Genomic DNA, 20215 nt, shown 5'->3' with positions numbered 1-20215 from the left:
GGCCTCCCTCACACTCCGGCCCGCCCACCCGTGTCCCCGCCGACCCGAAGGGATCAGCAGCTACTGCGATAGGCGGCTTCCGGAATCAGCTTCGCCCATTCGGCCTCGCTGAGCGCCCCGCCCGCCCGTGCGCACACCTCCGCGGCGGCCAGCTTGGGGTCGATCGGCGTCTGCTGCACCTCGCCGCCCGGCTGCACGACCAGCAGGCGCTTCCCGTCGGCGCTGAAGGCGAGGTCGGCCGGGTAGGCGTCCACGGGCGCCTGGCCGACCTCGCGCAGGGTTCCGGCCTCCCACAGCTCCACCCGGTCGCCGCCGACCGCCAGCAGGCGCCCGTCGGGGGAGAAGCGCAGGATCGTCGAGCCGGAGGAGACCGCCACGCTGCGGCCACGCCGGGTGTCGAGATCCCACAGGAGCATCCGGGCGTCCTCGCCCAGCACGTAGCCGATCGTGCGGCCGTCGGGGCTGAAGGAGACGGCGTCCGGCTTCAGATTGCGCACCCCGGCGGGGTCGTGGGTGATCGCGCCGGTGGTCAGGTCGATGAGGTCGGTGCCCGCGGCCAGGGTCTTGCCGTCGGGGCTGAACTCCAGCACCGAGCCGCCCACCCCGGCCAGGGTGCGGAGCTTGCGGCTCTCGCGCACGCTCCAGAGGTCGACGTCATGCTCGCGCAGGACCGCGAGCGTGCCGCCGTCGGGGGAGAGCTGGACGGTCGCCGGCGCGTGGCCGACGTCGATCGTGCCGGCGCCGCGGCCCGCGGCCACGTCCCAGATCACGACCGGGTCCCCGGCCACGGCCAGCAGGTTGCCGGCGCCGTCGAAGGCCAGCTCGCCCGTGCCGGTGATCCGGCCGATCTGGCGGCGCTTGAGCGCGTCGGTGAGCTTGATCGCGCCGGTGACCTGGATGGCCGCCACCTTGCCGCCGGGCGACAGCCGTACCAGGGACGTGCCGGCGACCTCCTCGTCGGGGGTCAGCGCCACGGCCCCGGAGATGTCGATGGAGACGACCGAGCCGGCGCCCTTCACGTAGCGCAGCGAGCGGCCGTCGGCGGAGAACGCCAGCGGCGCGCCGGCCTGCCGTACCGGGTAGGAGCCGATGATGCTGAGGTCCGACAGCCGCCACAGCGTCGCCCGCTCGTCGGTCCGCTCGGCCAGGAACCTGCCGTCCGGGCTGAAGACGACCGGCTCGCGCGAGCCGTCCAGGCTCTGCAGGAACCGGCGCCCGCCGGTCGCGGTCTCGACCAGCGTGATGCCCGTGCTGCCGGTGATGGCCAGCACCGAGCCGTCCGGGCTGAACGCGACCGGCAGCGCCACGCCGCTCTTGGTGGCCGGCGGGTCGGCCGCCACCCGGGCGGTGCGCTTGCGGGCGCGCAGGTCCCACAGCTCGACGCTGCTGCCGCTGCCGCCGCGGGAGTCGAACGCGGCCCACCGGCCGTCGCGCGAGACGGTGTAGCTGCGGCCGCTCAGGTCGAAGGCGAAGGCCGGGCCCTGCTCCGGGTAGAGCACGGTGCGCCCGGCGTAGGAGACGGTCAGCAGCCGGCCGTCGGCCGCCAGTTCGGTGACGTCGCCCTGCGGCCGCTCGGCGCCGATCTGCTTGCCCGTGGTCAGGTCGATCGTGCGCACGCGCGAGCCGTCGGCGACCGCCGCCTTCTTGCCGTCCTCGCTGACCGCCTCGACCTTGCCGCCGCCCGGCACCCGGATGCGGCCGGTGGTCTTGCCGGCCGCCACGTCCCAGGTGACGATCTGGTCGCCGGAGCGCTTGACCAGGCTCACCCCGTCGCTGGCCAGACGGTACTCGGCCGAGGCCACGATCTCCGGATCGGTGAAGACGCCCACCTCGGGCTGGGCCAGCGAGTGCTGCAGCGCGGTGCGGGCCTCGAAGACCGGCGACAGCGACCACGCCGCCACGCTCAGCCGCATCGCCGCCCGCGGGTCCGTGGTGCGCAGCGCCTCCGCCCGCGCCGCCACCGCCCGCGCGTTCGCCTCGGACAACTGCATGGCGAGGTCACCGCTCTGGCGTACGGCCAGCACCGACGCCGAGACGGCGACCGCCGCCAGCGCGGCCATCGCGGTCAGCGCCATGCCACGGCGGCGCCGCCGGCGGCGGCCCAGCGCGGCGCTGGCGTCCAGGAACTCGCGTTCGAGGGCGTTGAGTCCCAGGTGGCGCCGGGTGGTGGCGGCCCAGCCGAGCGCGGTGTCCAGGGCGCTGCCGTGGTAGAGGTCGGCGGTGCGGCGGCGGTGGGCCCGCCAGGTGAGCGCGGCATCGCGCAACCTGCCGTGCACGGCCAGGCCGGCCTGGTCGTCGGCCACCCAGCCGCGCAGCCGTGGCCAGGCGTGATACAGCGCGGCGCTGGCCGGGGCCACCTGGTCGTCGGAGACGGCCACCAGCCTGCCGGTCTCGGTGTCCTGCGGGCTGACCCTGATGCTGCGCCGTACCAGGAGCCCGGCTTCGGCGAAGCGGGCCAGCACGCCGGGGTCCTCGACCTCCTCGCGGGGGATGCGGCGGATGCCGTCGCCGTCGAGCATCCGCAGCAGGAGCCCGGGGACGGCCTGCTGCTGCTCGGGCGTGAGCGAGGCGTAGACCTCCTCGGCGACCTCGCCGAGCGGGCGGCGGCCGGGCAGGCCCGCGGGCGGCTGGACGGTGGCCGCCAGCTCCGCCCCGGCGCTCGGCTCGGCGCTGCCCAGCAGGCCGAGGAGCAGGTCGGTGGCGGACGGGCGCAGGTTCGGGTCCTTGGCCAGGGCGCGGGCCACGAGCGGGCGCAGCGGCTCGGCCAGCGCGCCGAGGTCGGGGTCCACGGTCAGCACCCGGTGCATGACGCCGCCGAGGCTGTCGGCCTGGAACGGGTCCGCGCCGCAGGCGGCGTAGAGGACCACGCCGCCCCAGGCGAACACGTCCGCCGGCGGCCCGGCGCGGCGGCCGGTGAAGACCTCCGGCGCCATGTAGGTGGGGGTGCCGCCGATGAAGCTGGTGCTGGAGGCGTCCGCGGTGCGCGCCACGCCGAAGTCGATCACCCGCGGCCCGTCGGGGCCGAGCAGCACGTTCTCCGGCTTGAGGTCGCGGTGGACGACGCCGGAGGCGTGGACCGCGGCCAGCGCCGTGGCCAGCGCGATCGCCAGCCGGAGCAGCGCGTCGCCGCCGTAGGGGCCGTCGCGCTCGACGGCCTGGCGCAGGTTGGGCCCTTCGACGAACTCGCTGACGATGTAGGGCCGCTCGGCCTCCAGGTTGACCTCGACCACGCGGGCGGTGCAGAAGGAGGAGACCCGCCGGGCCGCGCCCGCCTCCTTGGCCAGTTGCCCGGTCAGGCCGCCGTGCAGGACCTTGACCGCGAAGCGGCGGCCGTCACCGTCGTAGGCGTCGTAGACGACGCCCTGGCCGCCCGCGCCGATGCGGCCTGCCAGCCAGTAGCCGCCAAGGCGTTCGGGGTCCCCAGGCACCAAGCGCATCGTCACTGCCCCTTAGATGCGCACAACGGGCATTTGGTTGGCATTGGAACGTCACAGGTCCCCCGCGCGCCTCGGGGGACCCGTGCGTCATGATCATTATTGCAGGGGTTTCCACTCCGTACGTAGCACGGACATCCGGACCGAGTCATACCACTGGCCTTCCCACAGCAGGGCGTCACGCTCCACGCCCTCCTCCACGAAGCCCACCTTCTCGTAGACGTGCCGGGCACGCGCATTGAAAGCGTAGACGCCCAGGTGGATGCGGTGCAGCGGAGTGGTGGCGAAGGCATGGCCGAGGACCAGCCGGATCGCCTCCGTGCCGTAGCCCTTGCCGAAGGCCCGCCGGCCGACCAGCGCGATGCGCAGGTTGCAGGACAGGTTGTCGGCGTCCAGTTCGTTGAGGACGACCTCGCCCACGTACTCCGCCCCGGCCATGATCGCCAGGTCGAGCCGGTCGGGGTGGTTCCTCCGGGTGGAGTACCACTCCAGGGCGGCCTCGGCGCTGAGATCGGTGTGCGTGTGCGAGCCGGTCAGCCTGCCGACCTCGGGGTCGGCGCACAGCTCGACGAGCCCCTCGACGTGCTCGGGACCGACCGGCCGCAAGGTCACCCGGTCGCCGGTCAGAGTGGGTTTGCTGGCGAACATTCCTCCAACCTATAGAGCGTCGCAAATGATTTTCGCACTCTCCTCCGGGGTCGCGGTGGAGACGTCCAGCCGCAGGTCCGCGACCTGTTCGAAGAATGGCTGGCGCCGGGCGCGCATGGCGGCGGGGGAGAAGTCCGGCCGGTGGTCCGACGAGCGCATCCGCTGGGCCAGGATCGTGTCCGGCGCGTCCAGCCAGACCACGAACGCCCCGCCCAGCGCCGCGCGCACCTCCGGATCCTCGACCGTGCTCGCCGCCGCCGCGATCACCGGAGGCGGGCGCTCGGCCAGCGCGTGCAGCACGTGCTCGGACTCCCGCCGGTGCAGCGCATCGGCGCCCTCGGCCGCCGCGATCTCGGCGGCGCTCCTGCCGTAGCGCTCGCGCAGGAACGGGTCGCTGTCGCGCAGCGGCACGCCGAGCGCCCGCGCGACCAGCGCGCCGACCGTGGTCTTGCCCGAGCCCATCAGCCCGATCACGACGACAGGTTTGTTCTTCGACATGGGGATAGAGACTTCCTCTGGAGGTGTGTCATGACTATCGCCGGAGGCATCATCCTCATCATGCTCGGCGCGATCCTGACCTGGGCCGTGGAATTCGACCTCGCCGGGATCGACATCAACGTGATCGGCATCGTCCTCATGATCGGTGGTCTGGTGGGCCTGCTGTTCGGTCTCTACCGCATGCACGTTACCCGCCGGGTCATCGAGGAGCCGGTTTACGAGGATCCCCACGCCCGCCGTACCACGACCGTCTACGAGGAGCGCCGCCGTACGGACGAGCCGCCTCTGTAGGGGGGCTTGCGCCCCCCCGGGGTGGCCGGGGTACGGTGGCGCCGTCCAACGCGGGAGCCCGGTGCCACCGGGCTGAGAGGACGGCTATCGCAGCCGCCGACCGCCAGAACCTGATCCGGGTAATGCCGGCGAAGGGAGTTTGCGCGATGAGCGACGCGCGCTTTTCCAAGGTCCACATCGGTGAGCTGCGGGTGCCCATGCGTCAGGTGCACCTGAGCAACGGCACGTCGGTGACGTTGTACGACACCTCCGGTCCCGGTAACCCCGACATCCGCCGCGGCCTGCCGCGCCTGCGGGAGGAGTGGGTGCTGGACCGCGGTGACGTCGCACGGTACGGCGGGCGGCAGGTCCAGCCGATCGACGACGGCTTCAAGGAGCAGGACGCCTGGGCGCGCAGGAACGTCGAGGTGTTCCCCGGAGACGGGCGCAAGCCCCTGCGGGCCACCGGGGCGCCGGTGACCCAGCTCGCCTACGCCCGGCGGGGCGTGATCACCAAGGAGATGGAGTTCGTCGCGGTCAGGGAGGGGGTGGCGCCGGAGTTCGTGCGGGAGGAGGTGGCGGCCGGGCGGGCGATCATCCCGGCCAACGTCAACCATCCGGAGAGCGAGCCGATGATCATCGGCCGCAACTTCCACGTGAAGATCAACGCCAACATAGGCAACTCCGCCGTCGCCTCCTCCATCGGCGAGGAGGTGGAGAAGATGACCTGGGCCACCCGGTGGGGCGCCGACACGGTCATGGACCTGTCCACGGGCCGCAACATCCACACGACCCGTGAGTGGATCATCAGGAACGCGCCGGTGCCGATCGGGACCGTGCCCATCTACCAGGCGCTAGAGAAGGTCAACGGGGTGGCCGCCGACCTGTCCTGGGAGGTGTACCGGGACACCCTGGTCGAGCAGTGCGAGCAGGGCGTGGACTACGTGACCGTGCACGCGGGCGTGCGGCTGAAGTACGTGCCGCTGACCGCCCGCCGCAAGACCGGCATCGTCTCGCGGGGCGGCTCGATCATGGCGGCGTGGTGCCTGGCGCACCACCGGGAGAGCTTCCTGTACGAGAACTTCGCGGAGATGTGCGAGCTGCTGGCCCGCTACGACGTCGCCTTCTCCCTGGGTGACGGCCTGCGTCCCGGCTCGATCGCCGACGCCAACGACGAGGCGCAGTTCGCCGAGTTGCGCACGCTCGGCGAACTGACCAAGATCGCGCACGCGCACGACGTGCAGGTGATGATCGAGGGTCCCGGCCACGTGCCCATGCACAAGATCAAGGAGAACGTGGACCTGCAGCGCGAGATCTGCGACGACGCGCCGTTCTACACGCTGGGCCCGCTCGTGACCGACGTCGCGCCGGGCTACGACCACATCACCTCGGGCATCGGCGCCGCGATGATCGGCTGGTACGGCACCGCCATGCTCTGCTACGTCACCCCGAAGGAACACCTGGGCCTGCCGGACAAGGACGACGTCAAGACCGGGGTCATCACCTACAAGATCGCCGCCCATGCCGCGGACCTGGCCAAGGGGCACCCGCGGGCGCAGGAGTGGGACGACGCGCTGTCGGACGCGCGCTTCGAGTTCCGCTGGGAGGACCAGTTCAACCTCTCGCTGGACCCGCCGACGGCCCGTGCCTTCCACGACGAGACGCTGCCGGCCGAGCCCGCCAAGACGGCGCACTTCTGCAGCATGTGCGGCCCGAAGTTCTGCTCGATGAAGATCACTCACGACGTCAGGAGGTACGCGGAGGAGCACGGCCTGACCGACACGGAGGCGCTGCAGGCGGGCATGAAGGAGAAGTCCACGGAGTTCGCCGAGCGTGGCGGCGAGGTCTACATCAATGGCGAGTAGGGCTCACATTGGGCCTTGACCGGGCTGTGTAAGAAGCTCAGTCTTGGGGCGTGATCAGCCGCATTCTCGCCGTCCTGGTCGCCATCGCCCTGCTCGCGTTACCCACCCCCGCGTTATCCCGCAGCGAGCAGCCCGTGAGCGGCTTCATCGACGCGCACAGCCACCTGATGTCCTACGAAGCCTTCGGCGGCAAGCTGCTCTGCGGCAAGCCGTTCGACCCGGGCGGCATCGCCAGGGCGCTGGTCGACTGCCTCGACCACCTCCCGAACGGCGAAGCCGCCTGGTTCGAGAACTTCACCCGCACCGGCTCGCCGACCGGCACCCACGACCCGGTCGGCTGGCCGACCTTCAAGAGCTGGCCCGCCGCCGACTCGCTCACCCACCAGCAGGCATACTACACCTGGATCGAGCGGGCCTGGCGCGGCGGGCTGCGCATCATGGTCAACGACCTCGTGGCCAACCGGCAGCTCTGCGCCATCTACCCGATCAGGTCCAACCCCTGCGACGAGATGGGCTCCATCCGCCTGGAGGCCCAGCGCACCTTCGAGATGCAGGACTACATCGACCAGCAGAGCGGCGGACCCGGCCAGGGCTGGTTCCGCGTGGTGAAGACGCCGGAGGAGGCCCGCGCGGTCATCGCCGCCGGCAAACTCGCCGTCGTCCTCGGCATCGAGACCTCCGAGCCGTTCGGCTGCCGCCAGACGCTGGGCATCCCGCACTGCACCAAGGCGCAGATCGACAGCGGCCTCGACGAGATGTACGCCCTGGGCGTGCGGTCCATGTTCGTCTGCCACAAGTACGACAACGCCCTGTGCGGCGTGCGCTTCGACTCCGGCGCCCAGGGCGCCATCGTCAACCTGGGCAACTTCCTGTCCTCCGGCCGCTTCTGGCAGGTCGAGGCGTGCACCGGCCCGCAGCGCGACAACACGATCTCCCCCGCGGTCCTTCCGCCCGAACTGGCCAGGTGGCTGCCGCCCGGCGTCAGCCTGCCTGTCTACCCGCCGGGACCGCACTGCAACCGGCGCGGGCTCACCTCGCTCGGCGAGCACATGGTCAAGGGCATGATGCAACGCGGCATGCTCATCGAGATCGACCACATGAGCGTCAAGGCGGCCACGGCGACGCTGAACCTGCTGGAGCAGGCGAGCTACCCGGGCGTCATCTCCTCGCACAGCTGGACCGACCCGGCCAACTACGCGCGCATCTACCGGCTGGGCGGCATGGTGACCTCCTACGGCCACGGCGCCGAGGGCTTCGCCGACGCCTGGCGGGAGACCAAGCCGCTGCGCGAGGCGACCGGCCGCCCCGGCTTCGGATACGGCCTGGACGCCAACGGGCTCGGAAGGCTGCCCGCGCCGCGTGCCGGCAGCGCCGTGCCGTACCCCTTCAGCTCCTACGACGGCTCGGTCAGCTTCGGCCGGCACGCCACCGGGCAGCGCACATGGGATTACAACGTGGACGGCGTGGCCAACTACGGCCTGGTCCCCGACTGGCTCGAGGACGTCAGGTCGCTGGCCGGCGACGCGTTCGTCCAGGACATGGCCCAGGGTGCCGAGGCGTACCTCAGCACCTGGGAAGCGTCGCGGTGAGAGACGGCGGGCCGGTCGGCCCGGCCCGCCGTACCTCACACATTGAAAATGCTGACTCCACCGGGCCCCACGAGGAAGCCCAGGACGATGAGGACGATGCCCCACAGAATGTCACGTCGGGCCAGGATCACGTAGATCCCGGCGACGACGAGGATAACGGCGATGATCCAGAGAAGTGTAGCCATGGCATTCTGCTGCCCTCAGGTCTCGAGCTGTAACTCCCCCTTGGCCCGGCGAATGTCCACCAGGGGCTGGATCAGCCAGAACCACCCGGCCGTGAGCGCCACCGCGGCGCCGAAAAGAGTCGCCGGCCAGGCGTTCAGGATCACCTCGGCCACCAGTGCCACCGCCGCGGTCATGGCGACCAGCAGGAACGCCGCCCCCGCCACCCCGAGCCGGTTGGCCCGCTTGAGCATGCGCTCCTTGAGTCCCGTCCGGAAGATCAGCCGATGCTGGGCGGCCGGGGCGATGAAGCACACCGAGGCCATCGCCGAACTCATGAGGGCGACGAAGAACAGCCACAGCCCCACGGTGTCGATCTTGCTGAAGCCCATCTGGAAGGGCACGGTCAGAAGGAACGCGAAGAGCACCTGCACCCCGGTGACGGCCACGCGCAGGCCCTGGAGCAATTCCTGAAGCTCGCGGTTGACCCGATCTTTGTGTGACTCGTCCGTTTGCGTCATGTTTTCTCGCGCTACCCGTGACATGGGACTCCATGTACGGCAACGTCCTTGATAGCATCCGCGGCAACGGACCGCTGGCCGGGAGCCGCCGATGCACCATGAATGGATCCCACCCGGAGTGGACCCCACCCGGCCGAGCCTCGCCCGCGTTTACGACGCGCTGCTGGGCGGGACGGAGAACTTCGGCGTGGACCGCGAGGTCGTCGAGCGGCTGACCAACGCCGTGCCGGAAGTGGTGGACCTCGTCTGGTGCAACCGCGCCTTCAGCGGCCGGGTCGTCGACTACCTCGTGCGGGAGGCCGGGATCCTCCAGTTCATCGACCTGGGCTCGGGGCTGCCGACCGTCGAGAACACCCACGAGGTGGCCCAGTTCGCCAACCCCGAGGCGCGCGTCGTCTACGTGGACCTCGACCCGATGGTCGAGCCGCACGCCCGCTCCATCCTGCGCACCAACCTGCGGGCCACGGCCATCACCGCGGACGCGATGGACGTGAAGGCCGTCCTCTGCCATCCCGACCTGGCCAACCTGATCGACCTCTCCCGGCCGGTCGGGCTGCTCATGATGAGCCTCCTGCACCTCTTCCCCGACCGGGACCACCCCCACGGCCTGGTCAAGGCGTACATGAACGCCCTGCCCAGAGGCAGCCACCTGGCCGCGGCCATCATGATGTCCTCCGACAACCCCAAGGCCAAGGCGCTGGAGGCGATGCTCCAGGCCACCATGGGCACCGGCTACTTCCGCAGCCGAGAGTCGATCATCCGCTTCTACGACGGCCTCGAACTCGTCCGCCCGGGTGTCGTCCACCTGCCGGAATGGCGGCCGGAGAGCAGCCCGGGCCCCCTGGCGACCTGGGAACGCCTCCTGCTCGGCGGTGTCGCGCGCAAACCCTAGTGCGGGCTCCACCCGGTCGCGCCCGCCCAGCGCTCGGCCACCACGATCACCAGGTCCACCACCGGGTCCTTGGTGTCGGCGTACGCGCCCGTGCCGCCCGCCACCCCGGCCAGGCGCCGCTTGAACTCCGCGTACGCCGGCACCGCCTCCGGATGGGCGCGGAACCAGTCACGGAACAACAGGGCGAGCCGGTCGTTGGGCGCGCCGGCCACCCGCACGTGCAGGTTGACCCGGCCGGGCCGGACCCACAGCCGCTTGGCCCACCGCCCGGGCTCATCGGCCTGCCCCTCCGGCACGTGGTCACGCCGGTAACGCGACAACCCGAACCCGAGCGCCTCCAGGGGCCCGCCGAACGCCTTCTCGGCCGCGTCCAGATCGGCCACGCTCACCTGGACGTCGAAGATCGGCTTGGCCGCCATGCCCGGGATCGAGGTGCTGCCGATGTGCTCCACGTGCAGCGCCAGGGGCCCGAGCGCGTCGCGGATCCCGGCACACAACGCCGCCGCGTCCTCCTGCCAGGCGGGATCGTACGGCACGACGACAGGCCGGTCAGAAGGGGTCATCCCGCGAGCTTATCGGCCCTCGGCGGGGCCGCCGGTCAAAGGCGGTCGTTCCGCTGCAGCACGGTGACGGCTCCGACCGTGACCGCGCCGCGCCAGTCCAGGGCGCCGGCCGGGGAGATCTTGGCGTACTCCACCGTCCAGCCGCCGTCCTCGCGCTGCCCGGCGGCCAGGCGGTCGAGGTCGGCCGCGATCCGGTCGGGCGTGAACAGGGCGCGGGCCGGGCGGCCGGGGTAGGGGGCGATGTCCAGCGGCGTGAGCTTCTCGTCGGCGGTGCCGCCCTCCACCTGGATCTCCCCGCTCTCCGGGATGAACGTCGCCAGCCGCTCCAGCAGCGCCGGCGCCTCGGGCTCGGTGGCGTGCACGGCGTCCAGGAAATGGACGGCGAAGGAGAGCACGTACGCGTGCGGACGCTCGTCCAGGGCGGCGATCGTGTCCAGGCAGTACCGGGTGGCCCTGGCCAGCCACGGGTGCCCGGCCAGCGACGGGACCCGGTGGGCCGCCGCCGCGGTCACCGCCGTGATCTGCAGCGACGACGTGGTGTGGTCGTCCCCCGACCACCAGGGCGCGGTTCCGGCGCGCACGGTCAGGGGCAGCGAGAACGGCAGGCCGCCGTCGGGCAGCGTCACCGACGCCAGCCAGCCGGCCAGGCCCTCTGCCTGCGCGGCCGCCCGCGGGGCGGCCTGCGGGGAGATCTCCTCGAACACCTGGAACGCGTGCAGCGCGGCGCCCGGCTGGCTTTCCGGCGAACGCAGGTCGGGTTCGAGGCCCCAGCCGTACCCGCCGTCCGGGTTGCGGTAGGCGTCCAGGGCGGACAGCGCTCCGGCGGCGTCACCGGAGCCGAGCAGGAAGTCGAAGCGGCGCCGGTCCAGCACACGGGCGTGCGTGGCCATGAACTCGGCGGCCGCGGTCAGGTTGACGGTCATGAACCCATCCTCCGCCCGCCGCCGCGCGTGGTCTTGTAGGTTTCGGCCGTTTCCGCGGCCTGTCCTAGCCGCGGCGCGCGGCGGAGGTGACGCGCTTGAGGATGCGGTCCCACTCGGTGCCGAACGGGTTGTCCTGCACCAGGTAGGTCCAGGTCGCCGAGGGGCGCTTCAGGTCGGGTTCCGGCGCCTCGAACGACTCCTTCGAGCGGCGTTCGATCTCGGCCTGGAGCGACTTGTACTCGGCCACCGCCTCCCGGTGGAACTCGTCGATCGGGCTCATCCGGCCCAGCGCCCGCAGGTGGATGCCCTCGCGCAGGTCGGTGAGGAAGGCCAGATGCTCCGTCCAGCAGGTGTCGATGGCGTGCAGGACGATCTGGCGGGCCGTCTCGTCGCGGGTGTCCTCGGGGAGTTCCGCCCAGCGTCCGGCGTCGGCCTCGGCCAGGGCGGTGGCGGCGGCGTCGGTGTGCAGGACCTTGTCGCGCCACTCCAGGATGAGCTCGCGCTGGTGCTCCAGCAGGCGGGTGTAGCGCCAGGTGTTGCGGTGGATCTCCAGGTTGACGCCTTCTGCCACCCGCTGGGCGTGGCCGACCAGGTAGGCGCCGCGGCGGTGCCGTACCAGGCCGTCGGGGTCGGCGGCGGGCGGGCGCTCGTCGGGGACGAACTGGGTGATGAGGTCGTCCTGCATGCTGACGAAGAAGACGGAGGCGCCCGGGTCGCCCTGGCGGCCGGCGCGGCCGCGGAGCTGGTCGTCCAGGCGGCTGCTGGCGTGGCGGCCGGAGCCGATGACGTAGAGGCCGCCGAGGTCGGCCACGCCTTCGCCGAGGCGGATGTCGGTGCCGCGGCCGGCCATCTGGGTGGAGACGGTGATGGCGCCGGGCTCGCCGGCCCTGGCGATGATGGCCGCCTCCTCCGCGTCGTTCTTGGCATTGAGGACGACGGGCTCCAGGCCGCGCCGCTGCAGGAGTTTGGCGAGGTTCTCCGACTCGGCCACGTCGAGGGTGCCGATGAGGATCGGGCGGCCGCTCTCGTGCGCCTGCTGGATCTCCTCGACCAGGGCGGCGTCCTTGTCGGGGACCGTGGGGTAGATGCGGTCGGGCTCGTCCTCGCGCACGCAGGGCGTGTTGGGCGGGATGACGGCGACCTTGAGGCCGTAGAACTCGCCGAGCTGCTCGCTGACGGCCACCGCCGTGCCGGTCATGCCGGAAATCTTGGGATAGCGGCGGATCAGGCCCTGGATGGTGATCGAGTCGAGGATCTCGCCCTTCTCGCTCGGCGGCAGCGCCTCCTTGGCCTCCACGGCCGCCTGCAGGCCGTCGGGCCAGCGCTGCAGCAGCGCCACCCGGCCCCGCGAGGGGTTGATCAGCTGCACCTTGCCGTCGCGCACGATGTAGTCGACGTCCTTGGCCAGCAGCGCGTGCGCGTGCAGGGCGAGGTTCAGCTCGATGAGCGTGCCGGGCTCGTTCTCGTCGTAGAGCTCGACGCCGAGGATGTTCTCCACGCTGTCGGCGCCCTTGGGCGTGAGATAGACGTTGCGCGCGCCCTCGTCGATCTCGTAGTGGTAGCCGCGCACCAGCGTGCGCACCAGCGCCGCCATCTCGGGTACGGCGCTGCCCGCGTCGGCCGCCCCCGCCATCACGAGCGGCACCCGGGCCTCGTCCACGAGAACGGAGTCGGCCTCGTCGATCAGCGCCACCTCCGGCTCCGGCACGAGGATCTCGTCCGGGCCGGTGCGCAGCCGGTCGCGCAGCACGTCGAACCCGATCTCGCTGACCGGCCCATAGGTGACGTCACAGGCGTAGGCCGCGCGGCGCTCCTCGGGCGTCGAGTTCTGCCCCAGCCAGCCGACCGTGACGCCCATGGCCTCGTAGAACGGCGCCATCCACTCCGCGTCACGCCGGGCGAGGTAGTCGTTGACCGACATCACGTGCACCCGCTTGCCCTGCAGCGCGTACCCGGCCGCCGCCATCGCGCCCGACAGCGTCTTGCCCTCGCCGGTCGCCATCTCGGCCACGTGGCCGTGCAGCAGCGCCAGCGTGCCCAGCAACTGCACGTCGTACGGCCGCAGCCCGAGGGTGCGATCGGCGGCCTCGCGGGCGACCGCGCAGAACTCGGCCAGATCGTCCATCGACGGCTCGGGCAGCTCCTCGAGCTTGCCGATCCGGTCGGCGCGGGTGTTCGCCGATTTGACGATCTTCATGAACGGGCTGAGGCTCACCCCTCCTGGACGGTCCAGGAGATTCCTCAGCATTCCCGAAATCGAGGCCACGGTTCCTCCAACGCGCGCTCCGTCGGCACCGTTCCCCCTGATGCCCCCAAAAGGGGTCCGGTACGGCAGGCACCGCCGTACCGGACCCTAACTCACCTTTGCCCGTGCACGGTCAGAACCACGACCGCGCCCAGCAAGAGAAGCCCTCCCGACCAGGCCAGAGGAGTCAGCCGTTCCCCGAACAGAACGACGCCGAGCAGGGCCGCGCCGGCCGCCTCGCCCAGCGAGATGACCGAGACCGTCGTAGCCTTGAGCGCGGTCAGGGAACGGAAGAACAACCCGTAGGCCAGGGCCGTCGGCACCGCGCCCAGGAAGAGCAGCGCCCCGGCCGACAGCAGGGTGAACTCCGGCAGGATGCCGCCGGCCAGCGCGAACGGCAGGAGGCAGAGCGCGGCCACCGCGAATCCGCCGACCGCGGTCGCCTCCGGGTCGCCGTGGTGGCGCCGGGAGTACAGGGTGACGCCCGCGTACCCGAGGCCGGAGAGGAGCGACCAGGTGACGCCGGCGCCGGTGCCCGCGTGGCTGAGGCCGGTGAGCAGGACGAGCCCGGTGATCGCGGCGGCCATCGCGCCCGCGCCGGCTCGCCCGAGGCGCTCGCCCAGCAGGAGCCTGCCGCCGAGGGCGGTGAAGACCGGCGTGGCGCCCATGGTCACGACGGTGGCCAGAGCGATGCCGGACTCGGCGATGGCGGTGAAGTAGGCGGCCTGGTAGACGGCCATGCCCGCGCCGACGATCAGCACGTGCCCGGCCCAGCCCCTGGCGCGGATCAGGGGGCGGCGCAGGAGGAACGGCAGGAGGAAGGCGGCGCCGAGGAGGTGGCGCCAGAAGGAGACGGCCACGGGGTCGAGCGAGGCGAACAGCAGGGAGCCGGCGGCACCGCCGGTGCCCCAGGCCGCCGCGGCGATGGAGGCGTACACCGCGCCACGGCGCGCGGAAATCGGGTGCATGGATGATCTCTCCGGATCGGGGAGGTGGTGAAAAGGGGGCCCGTGGGCGGGCAGCCATCACCACCGGAACCACCGAGGTCCGGAAAAATCGGGAGATCGGCCGCCCGCTAGCGCGCGGGCGGCGGGGAGCAGATCGGATTCCGATGCACGAGGCTCACCCTAGTACCTGACAAGAGATGGCAGGTATGGCTGACACCATGACGGACATGACGACGAAAGCCAGCCTCCTGGCCATCACGCTCGACTGCGCCGAGCCGAAGAAGCTCGCCGCGTTCTATCACCAGGTCCTCGGCTTCGAGATCCAGTACTCCGAGGACGAGTACGCGGCCGTCGGCGACGGTACGGTCAGCATCTACTTCGGCCGCGTCCCCGACCGCAAGCCGGTCTCCTGGCCCAGCCCGGACAAGCAGTTCCACTTCGATTTCCGGGTGCCGGACGTGGAGAAGGCGGTCGGGGAGTACGTGGCGCTGGGGGCCACCAGGCCCGCGTTCCAGCCGGGTGTGACGGACGAGGGGACGCGCTGGGTGGTCCTGCAGGATCCCGAAGGGCATCTCTTTTGCGTGTGCCCCTCCTCCTAAAGACTGATCCGGGAGCGGACACCGGGCCATAAGCTGGGTCAATGCTCTTGAAAGGTTCCATGCGCCTGTGCGGGCGCCCATGACGTGGGTCGGTCTGGCGATTGCTCTGGCAGGGGCATTGGGATACGCGCTCGGCGCGGCACTGCAGCAGTATGAGGCGGTTGCCCAGGGCGCGACGCTCAAGCTGATGAAACGGCCGCGCTGGTGGATCGGCGGGGTCATCGGATTCACCGGCGCCTGCCTGCACGCGGTGGCGCTGAGCTTCGCGCCGCTGGTGGTCGTGCAGCCGATCAGCGTGGCGACGCTGGTGTTCGCGGTGCCGCTGGCGGCGTTCATGTACGGGCGCAAGCCGTACAAGGCGGAGATCTTCGGCTCGATCGCGGTCGCGGTCGGGCTGCTGTGGCTGATGCTGCTGGTGCCCCAGCAGCACGTGACGCCGCGGCTGGGCACCCCGGCGGCGCTGGGCTTCATCGCGGTGATCGGGGCCGTCGTGCTGGTCACCCAGGTGGCCGCCAGGAGGGTGCACGGAGCGAACAAGGCGCTGCTGCTGTCCGTGGGGGCGGGGGTGGTCACGGCCAGCGTGTCCACGTTCGTGCGCGTGGTCGGCGGCGGCATGGAGGGCGACTGGAGCAGGCTGATCCACTGGTTCACGCTGGCGGTGCCGACCCTGCTCGTGTGTGCCGTGGTGCTGCTGCAGAAGTCGTACGCGGTCGGCTATTTCGGCATCGCCTACGCGGGCGTCCAGGTGGTCGACCCGATCACCTCGGTGCTGGCCGGCGCGGTGCTGCTCGGTGAGCCGCTGCCGACCAGCGCCTCGACCGCGGTCCCTGCGCTCGTCGCCGCCGCGCTGACCATCGGCGGCACGATCACCCTCGGCCGGCTGGCGCCCGACCATTCGAAGAAACCGGTGGCCGCCAGTCCAGAACCTCGTCCATTGCCCGCAACATCAGATCTGGGCTGAGCCGCCCGGCGGCCATCATGCCCAGGTCGCGCAGGCCGGTGGCGAGCGGATGGCGGAGCTTGGTGGCCCGGCAGATCCTCATGGACGTGCGGACGACGCCGGCCGTGCGCCGCAGCCGCGCCGCGCTGTAGCCGGCCAGGTCGCCGCCGGCGTGGTGGGCGAGCACCACGGCGTCCTCGATCGCCTGGCAGGCGCCCTGCCCGAGGTTCGGCGTCATCGCGTGGGCGGCGTCGCCCAGCAGGGCCACCCGGCCGTGGTGCAGGCGGGGCAGCGGCGTGGCCTGGTAATACACGTCGTTGCGCAGGATCGCCTCCGGGTCCACGGCCGCCAGCAGCGCGGGGATCGGATCGTGCCAGCCGCCGAAGCGGCGCAGCAGCTCGGCCCGCTCGTCGCCGGCGCGCGTGCCGGGTTCCGCCAGGTCGGTGGCGTAGAAGTAGGCGAGGTCGCCGGCGAGTTGGTGGGTGCCCCAGACCAGCCCGGCGCCCCAGGTCTCGACGCTCTGCAGGGCGTGGCCCGCCGGCCTGGGAAGCAGCCCGCGCCAGGCCGTGACCCCCGAGTAGACGGGGTCCGGATGCCCGGGGAAGATCCGGCGCCGGGTGCGCGAGTGGATGCCGTCGGCCGCGACGACCAGGTCGGCCCGGAACGTCTCCGCCTCGGTCCCGACGGTGCCGCTGCCGGGGTCGAGCTCGGTCACCTCGGCGCCCAGGCGGAGGTTGCGCCGGTCGAGCGCGTCGGCCAGCAGGTCCACGAGAATGCGGCGGCGCATGAGCACGACGCCGTCGCCGTAGCGGGCGCGGGCGCGCTCCTGCGAGGTCCGCGACAGCCAGCGCCCGTCCGGGCGGCGCAGCCCCGCCGTTCCCTGGACGCGGGCCAGCTCCCGCACCGGGTCCCCGAGTCCCACGGTGTCGAGCGCGCGCAGCGCGTTGGGGGCCAGCGCCAGCCCGGAGCCGACGTTCTCCAGGGCCGTGGCCCGCTCCAGCACGGTCACCTCCCAGCCCCTCCGGCTGAGCGCCACGCCCGCGCTCAAGCCGCCCACCCCGCCGCCGATCACCACTGCCCTGGGCATGCCCACTCCTCACTACGCCTGTAGTTTCCCTCGCGACGCTACTACAGATGTAGTCGGCACTACAAGCGTAGTATCGGCCGGGTGACCAGATCCGAGCTCATCGCGGAGACCGCCATCACCCTGCTCGCCGAGGTGGGCATGCGCGGCCTGACCCACCGCGCCGTGGACGAGGCCGCCGGGCTGCCCCCGGGCTCCACCTCGAACCTCGCCCGCACCCGCGCCGCGCTCCTGGAGCTCACCCTGACCCGGCTGACCATCCTGGAACGCGAGGTCTTCGAGGCGTTCATGGACGCCCAAGACGACCCGATCACCCTGATCGCCGTCGCCCTCCAGAAGCAGCTCCAGGACAGCCGCCGCACGCTGGCCCGCTTCGAGCTGGCACTGGAGGCCACCCGCCGCCCCGAACTCCGCCGAATCTACGACCGCACCGGCGTCCAGTTCCGCGACCCCGCCGTGGCCCTGGTCGCCGCCCTCGGCTCACCCGATCCGGTACGGCACGGCCGCCAGCTCATCGCCTACGCCGAAGGCGTCATGTTCGACGCCCTGGCCGGAGCCGGCGAGATCCCCTCCTTCGAGAACCTGCGCCAGGGCATCGAGGAGCTCCTCCGCGGCATGCTCAGTACGGATACCCGGGCCGGTTCGCGCACAGATCCCGATAAGGCAGATCGGGAAGCTGCCGGGCCCACTCCGCAGGCGTGAGCCCCCCGGAGGAGGCGCAGACGGCAGCGGCCGCCTCCTTGTCCGGCACGGGCCGCCGGCTCCCGTCGGCCGCGATCGTCAGCACCGTCCCGCGCCCGGCCAGGACCATCACGGTCGTGCCCGAGGGGTCGAAGACGGCCTGCACCGGCCGGTCCCCGCCGGTCAGCGGCACCTGGCGGTCGACCGTGAGCGTGGGCTCGCCCATCCGCCACACGCGCACCCGGTCGCTGTCGGTGCTGGCCAGGTACCTGCCGTCGGCGCTGAAGCGCAGCGTGCCGGGGGAGGGCTGCAGGGGCGCCTGGAGGATCGGCACCCCGGTCAGGTCGTAGAGCTGGATCCCGTCCTCCCCGGCGATCGCCACCCGCGAGCCGTCCGGGCTGAAGGCGGTGTAGTCCTGCGGCATGCGCTCCAGCCACGGCGCCGGGCCGCTGCGGCCGGTGCGCAGGTCGTGGATCTTCGAGTGGCGGCCGTTGAACTCCAGCACCCGCCGGTCGTCCGGGCCCACGACCACCGAGCGGCCGGAGAACGCCTCCGCCCCCCGGCTGAGATCCCACGCCCAGCGCTCGCCGTACTCGCTGCCCTCGGCGAACAGGAAGCCGCCGCCCGGGCTGTACCAGACCGTGTGCCGCCCCGGCTGGGTCAGCCCGCGCTTGACCATCGGCCGCACGCTCTCGACGGCGTAGTCGTTCTCGGTCACGTCGGGGTTCAGCGTGGTGTCCCAGGTGTAGGTGTACTCGCTGCCGACCATGGTCAGCTCCCGGCCCAGGGGGGACCAGGCCATCGCCCGGATCTTCTCCGGCGGCCCGGTCGCCTGCCTGACCAGCTCGCCGGTGCGCGTGTCGAAGATGCGCACCTCGCCGTCGGTCAGCGCGGCCAGCCGCCGGCCGTCGGCGCTCAGCGCGTGCAGCGAGCGCTCGGTGGCCGTCGGGTCGGTGAAGGAGGCGAGCACCGGGTCGCTGCCGGACTTGGCCAGTTGCCGCCGCGCCTCGGGCACCGGGGCCAGCGCCCACGCGGTGAAGCTGAGCTTGCGGGCCAGCGCCGGGTCGCTCGGCCTGAGCGCCTCCGCCCTGGTGGCCGCGAGCTGGGCCATCGCCTCGTCAACCTGGTCCTGGGCGCTGCCGTACAGCCAGGTCGCGGCCACGAGCACGGCCGTGGCGACCAGCGCGGAGATCAGCCAGCGCCGCCGGCCTCTGCGCCGGCCCGACGCCAGCCCGGCGTCGAGGAACTCCTGCTCCTCGCGGCTCAGCGTGACGTGCCTGCGCCCGGTCGCCGCCCAGGCCAGCGCGCGGTCCAGGGTGCCGTCGTGGAGCAGGTCCGCCGCGCGCCGCCCGCCGCTCTCCCACCGCCGCGTCGCCCGCGCCAGCTCCCGGTGTACGGCCAGCCCCTCGCGGTCGGCGTCGAGCCATTCGTGCAGCCGTGGCCAGGCCCGCAGGAGCGCCCCGCAGCCCATGGTCACCGTGTCGCCGTCGCCGGTCAGCAGCGCGGCCGCGCCGTACACCTCGAGCACGCGCTCGATCGCGGCGGCCTGCTCCGGCGTGCGCCCGGCCACGAGCTCGGCCCGCGCGACCTGCAGCCGGCTGTCGTCGCCGTGTTCGTCCATGCCCACGAGCCGGAGCAGCACTTCGGGGACGAGCTCCTGCTCGGCCCGGCTCAGCCCGGCGTAGAGCTGCTCGGCGCGCGTCCCGAGCGGCGGGTCGGCCACCGGCTCGGGCGGGAGTAATCGGCCCTGCTGCGACTGCGGCTGGTCCAGCAGGGACATCAGGAGCTGGCGGGCGCCCGGGCGGCGGTCCGGATCGGGGTTGAGCGCGGCGGTGACGAGTTCGGCCAGGGCGGGCTCCAGCGCGGCCCTGTCGCCGGCGGCGAACAGCAGCACCTGTCCCCAGGCGCGCACGTCGCAGGCGGGTTCGCGATCGGCGCCGGTGCCGAGGCCGACCAGGCGGGGGCCGTCGCCGGTGAGGACGACGGCGCCGGGGTCGAGCGCGCCGTGCACCGCGCCGGCCTCGTGGATGGCGGCCAGCGCGGTCGCGGTGGCGGCGGCCAGCCGGTAGAGGTCGTCGTGACGGTAGGGGCCGTGCTCCTCGACGGTGTGGCGCAGGCTGCGGCCCTCGACGTACTGGCTGACGAGGTAGGTGCCGGCGATCTCGACGATCGCGGCCACGTGGAGGCTCTTCACGCGGCGCAGAGGCTCGGCGTCCTCGGGCGGGACGCACAGGGTGAGGGCGTGGCGCATCCCCGTCCCGTCGTACGCCTCGACGGTGCGGCCCCCGAGTCGGACGCCCAGCCAGTAGTCACCCAGCCGATCATCCATGCTCGGTTAGACGCGCCTCGCGGGT

18 protein-coding genes and 1 riboswitch are annotated in these 20215 nt (G+C 72.2%); of the genes, 7 read left to right on the top strand and 11 right to left on the bottom strand.

Annotation, left to right across the window (positions count from 1 at the left end):
• Nucleotides 1-53: 53 nt before the first annotated feature.
• The 3 genes from FVE25_RS56500 to FVE25_RS34625 all read right to left on the bottom strand — a co-directional run bounded on the left by FVE25_RS56500 (nucleotide 54) and on the right by FVE25_RS34625 (nucleotide 4580).
• Entirely contained in the window at nucleotides 54-3437 is a 3384-nt protein-coding gene (locus tag FVE25_RS56500) for a serine/threonine-protein kinase (RefSeq protein WP_157251357.1), read from the bottom strand.
• A gap of 96 nt (nucleotides 3438-3533) precedes the next feature.
• Nucleotides 3534-4082: a GNAT family N-acetyltransferase gene (locus tag FVE25_RS34630; RefSeq protein WP_157251356.1), complete on the bottom strand. Its 549-nt coding sequence runs from the start codon at nucleotides 4080-4082 to the stop codon at nucleotides 3534-3536.
• 9 nt (nucleotides 4083-4091) lie between these two features.
• Nucleotides 4092-4580: a shikimate kinase gene (locus FVE25_RS34625; protein WP_219825754.1), complete on the bottom strand. Its 489-nt coding sequence runs from the start codon at nucleotides 4578-4580 to the stop codon at nucleotides 4092-4094.
• A gap of 30 nt (nucleotides 4581-4610) precedes the next feature.
• Between FVE25_RS34625 and FVE25_RS34620 the strand changes: the two genes are divergently transcribed.
• The 3 genes from FVE25_RS34620 (at nucleotide 4611) to FVE25_RS34610 (ending at nucleotide 8304) form a co-directional block, all read left to right on the top strand.
• On the top strand, nucleotides 4611-4871 hold the full coding sequence (locus FVE25_RS34620) for a DUF6458 family protein (protein WP_157251355.1): 261 nt from the start codon (nucleotides 4611-4613) through the stop codon (nucleotides 4869-4871).
• A gap of 40 nt (nucleotides 4872-4911) precedes the next feature.
• A riboswitch (TPP riboswitch) is annotated at nucleotides 4912-5025 on the top strand.
• Entirely contained in the window at nucleotides 5018-6715 is a 1698-nt protein-coding gene (gene thiC, locus FVE25_RS34615) for a phosphomethylpyrimidine synthase ThiC (RefSeq protein WP_281367939.1), read from the top strand. It overlaps the preceding riboswitch by 8 nt.
• Nucleotides 6716-6765: 50 nt before the next feature.
• A complete protein-coding gene (locus FVE25_RS34610) occupies nucleotides 6766-8304 on the top strand; it encodes an amidohydrolase family protein (RefSeq protein ID WP_246267848.1) in 1539 nt (512 codons plus the stop codon).
• A 35-nt stretch (nucleotides 8305-8339) separates the two neighbouring features.
• Here FVE25_RS34610 and FVE25_RS54020 read toward each other — a convergent pair whose 3' ends face one another.
• Both FVE25_RS54020 and FVE25_RS34605 read right to left on the bottom strand, forming a co-directional pair.
• Entirely contained in the window at nucleotides 8340-8489 is a 150-nt protein-coding gene (locus tag FVE25_RS54020) for a GPGG-motif small membrane protein (RefSeq protein WP_181019798.1), read from the bottom strand.
• Nucleotides 8490-8504: 15 nt separating this feature from the next.
• Nucleotides 8505-8987 carry a DUF6328 family protein gene (locus FVE25_RS34605; protein ID WP_246267847.1) on the bottom strand — a complete coding sequence of 161 codons (483 nt, stop codon included), beginning with the start codon at nucleotides 8985-8987 and terminating at the stop codon, nucleotides 8505-8507.
• A 91-nt stretch (nucleotides 8988-9078) separates the two neighbouring features.
• Between FVE25_RS34605 and FVE25_RS34600 the strand changes: the two genes are divergently transcribed.
• Nucleotides 9079-9879: an SAM-dependent methyltransferase gene (locus FVE25_RS34600; RefSeq protein ID WP_157251352.1), complete on the top strand. Its 801-nt coding sequence runs from the start codon at nucleotides 9079-9081 to the stop codon at nucleotides 9877-9879.
• Here FVE25_RS34600 and FVE25_RS34595 read toward each other — a convergent pair.
• From FVE25_RS34595 to FVE25_RS34580, 4 genes are all read right to left on the bottom strand, one after another.
• Entirely contained in the window at nucleotides 9876-10442 is a 567-nt protein-coding gene (locus FVE25_RS34595; protein ID WP_157251351.1) for a GrpB family protein, read from the bottom strand. The genes FVE25_RS34600 and FVE25_RS34595 overlap by 4 nt on opposite strands.
• Before the next feature lie 35 nt (nucleotides 10443-10477).
• Nucleotides 10478-11365 (bottom strand): hypothetical protein, encoded by an 888-nt coding sequence (locus FVE25_RS34590; protein WP_157251350.1) that lies wholly within the window; start codon nucleotides 11363-11365, stop codon nucleotides 10478-10480.
• A 64-nt stretch (nucleotides 11366-11429) separates the two neighbouring features.
• Nucleotides 11430-13562 carry an accessory Sec system translocase SecA2 gene (gene secA2, locus FVE25_RS34585; RefSeq protein WP_246267846.1) on the bottom strand — a complete coding sequence of 711 codons (2133 nt, stop codon included), beginning with the start codon at nucleotides 13560-13562 and terminating at the stop codon, nucleotides 11430-11432.
• Nucleotides 13563-13723: 161 nt separating this feature from the next.
• The gene (locus FVE25_RS34580) at nucleotides 13724-14578 is read right to left on the bottom strand and encodes a DMT family transporter (RefSeq protein WP_157251348.1); all 855 of its coding nucleotides are present in this window, start codon (nucleotides 14576-14578) and stop codon (nucleotides 13724-13726) included.
• A 206-nt stretch (nucleotides 14579-14784) separates the two neighbouring features.
• Between FVE25_RS34580 and FVE25_RS34575 the strand changes: the two genes are divergently transcribed.
• Both FVE25_RS34575 and FVE25_RS34570 read left to right on the top strand, forming a co-directional pair.
• Entirely contained in the window at nucleotides 14785-15156 is a 372-nt protein-coding gene (locus tag FVE25_RS34575; protein WP_157251347.1) for a VOC family protein, read from the top strand.
• 79 nt (nucleotides 15157-15235) lie between these two features.
• Complete coding sequence (locus FVE25_RS34570) at nucleotides 15236-16117, top strand: DMT family transporter (RefSeq protein ID WP_157251346.1); 882 nt, start codon at nucleotides 15236-15238, stop codon at nucleotides 16115-16117.
• Here the strand turns inward: FVE25_RS34570 and FVE25_RS34565 are convergent.
• Nucleotides 16023-17183: an FAD-dependent monooxygenase gene (locus tag FVE25_RS34565; protein ID WP_157251345.1), complete on the bottom strand. Its 1161-nt coding sequence runs from the start codon at nucleotides 17181-17183 to the stop codon at nucleotides 16023-16025. The two genes, FVE25_RS34570 and FVE25_RS34565, sit on opposite strands and share 95 nt — an antisense overlap.
• Before the next feature lie 81 nt (nucleotides 17184-17264).
• Between FVE25_RS34565 and FVE25_RS34560 the strand changes: the two genes are divergently transcribed.
• The gene (locus FVE25_RS34560) at nucleotides 17265-17882 is read left to right on the top strand and encodes a TetR/AcrR family transcriptional regulator (RefSeq protein WP_246267840.1); all 618 of its coding nucleotides are present in this window, start codon (nucleotides 17265-17267) and stop codon (nucleotides 17880-17882) included.
• On the opposite strand, the gene FVE25_RS34555 is transcribed toward FVE25_RS34560, so the two are convergent.
• A complete protein-coding gene (locus FVE25_RS34555) occupies nucleotides 17800-20190 on the bottom strand; it encodes an nSTAND1 domain-containing NTPase (protein ID WP_157251344.1) in 2391 nt (796 codons plus the stop codon). The two genes, FVE25_RS34560 and FVE25_RS34555, sit on opposite strands and share 83 nt — an antisense overlap.
• Nucleotides 20191-20215: the final 25 nt, after the last annotated feature.

The organism is Nonomuraea typhae (genome assembly GCF_009760925.1).
GTDB classification, from domain to species: domain Bacteria; phylum Actinomycetota; class Actinomycetes; order Streptosporangiales; family Streptosporangiaceae; genus Nonomuraea; species Nonomuraea typhae.
This window is presented reverse-complemented; position numbering and strand designations above follow the sequence as displayed.

Excerpts from the sequence above, each read along its gene's own strand:
- FVE25_RS34590 (WP_157251350.1), bottom strand. The coding sequence starts at position 11,365 with ATGACCGTCAACCTGACCGCGGCCGCCGAGTTCATGGCCACGCACGCC.
- FVE25_RS56500 (WP_157251357.1), bottom strand. The coding sequence starts at position 3,437 with ATGCGCTTGGTGCCTGGGGACCCCGAACGCCTTGGCGGCTACTGGCTG.
- thiC (WP_281367939.1), top strand. The coding sequence starts at position 5,018 with ATGAGCGACGCGCGCTTTTCCAAGGTCCACATCGGTGAGCTGCGGGTG.
- FVE25_RS34620 (WP_157251355.1), top strand. The coding sequence starts at position 4,611 with ATGACTATCGCCGGAGGCATCATCCTCATCATGCTCGGCGCGATCCTG.
- FVE25_RS34595 (WP_157251351.1), bottom strand. The coding sequence starts at position 10,442 with ATGACCCCTTCTGACCGGCCTGTCGTCGTGCCGTACGATCCCGCCTGG.
- FVE25_RS34580 (WP_157251348.1), bottom strand. The coding sequence starts at position 14,578 with ATGCACCCGATTTCCGCGCGCCGTGGCGCGGTGTACGCCTCCATCGCC.
- FVE25_RS34565 (WP_157251345.1), bottom strand. The coding sequence starts at position 17,183 with ATGCCCAGGGCAGTGGTGATCGGCGGCGGGGTGGGCGGCTTGAGCGCG.
- FVE25_RS54020 (WP_181019798.1), bottom strand. The coding sequence starts at position 8,489 with ATGGCTACACTTCTCTGGATCATCGCCGTTATCCTCGTCGTCGCCGGG.
- FVE25_RS34555 (WP_157251344.1), bottom strand. The coding sequence starts at position 20,190 with ATGGATGATCGGCTGGGTGACTACTGGCTGGGCGTCCGACTCGGGGGC.
- secA2 (WP_246267846.1), bottom strand. The coding sequence starts at position 13,562 with ATGAAGATCGTCAAATCGGCGAACACCCGCGCCGACCGGATCGGCAAG.
- FVE25_RS34600 (WP_157251352.1), top strand. The coding sequence starts at position 9,079 with ATGCACCATGAATGGATCCCACCCGGAGTGGACCCCACCCGGCCGAGC.
- FVE25_RS34625 (WP_219825754.1), bottom strand. The coding sequence starts at position 4,580 with ATGTCGAAGAACAAACCTGTCGTCGTGATCGGGCTGATGGGCTCGGGC.
- FVE25_RS34630 (WP_157251356.1), bottom strand. The coding sequence starts at position 4,082 with ATGTTCGCCAGCAAACCCACTCTGACCGGCGACCGGGTGACCTTGCGG.
- FVE25_RS34605 (WP_246267847.1), bottom strand. The coding sequence starts at position 8,987 with ATGACGCAAACGGACGAGTCACACAAAGATCGGGTCAACCGCGAGCTT.
- FVE25_RS34575 (WP_157251347.1), top strand. The coding sequence starts at position 14,785 with ATGACGACGAAAGCCAGCCTCCTGGCCATCACGCTCGACTGCGCCGAG.
- FVE25_RS34570 (WP_157251346.1), top strand. The coding sequence starts at position 15,236 with ATGACGTGGGTCGGTCTGGCGATTGCTCTGGCAGGGGCATTGGGATAC.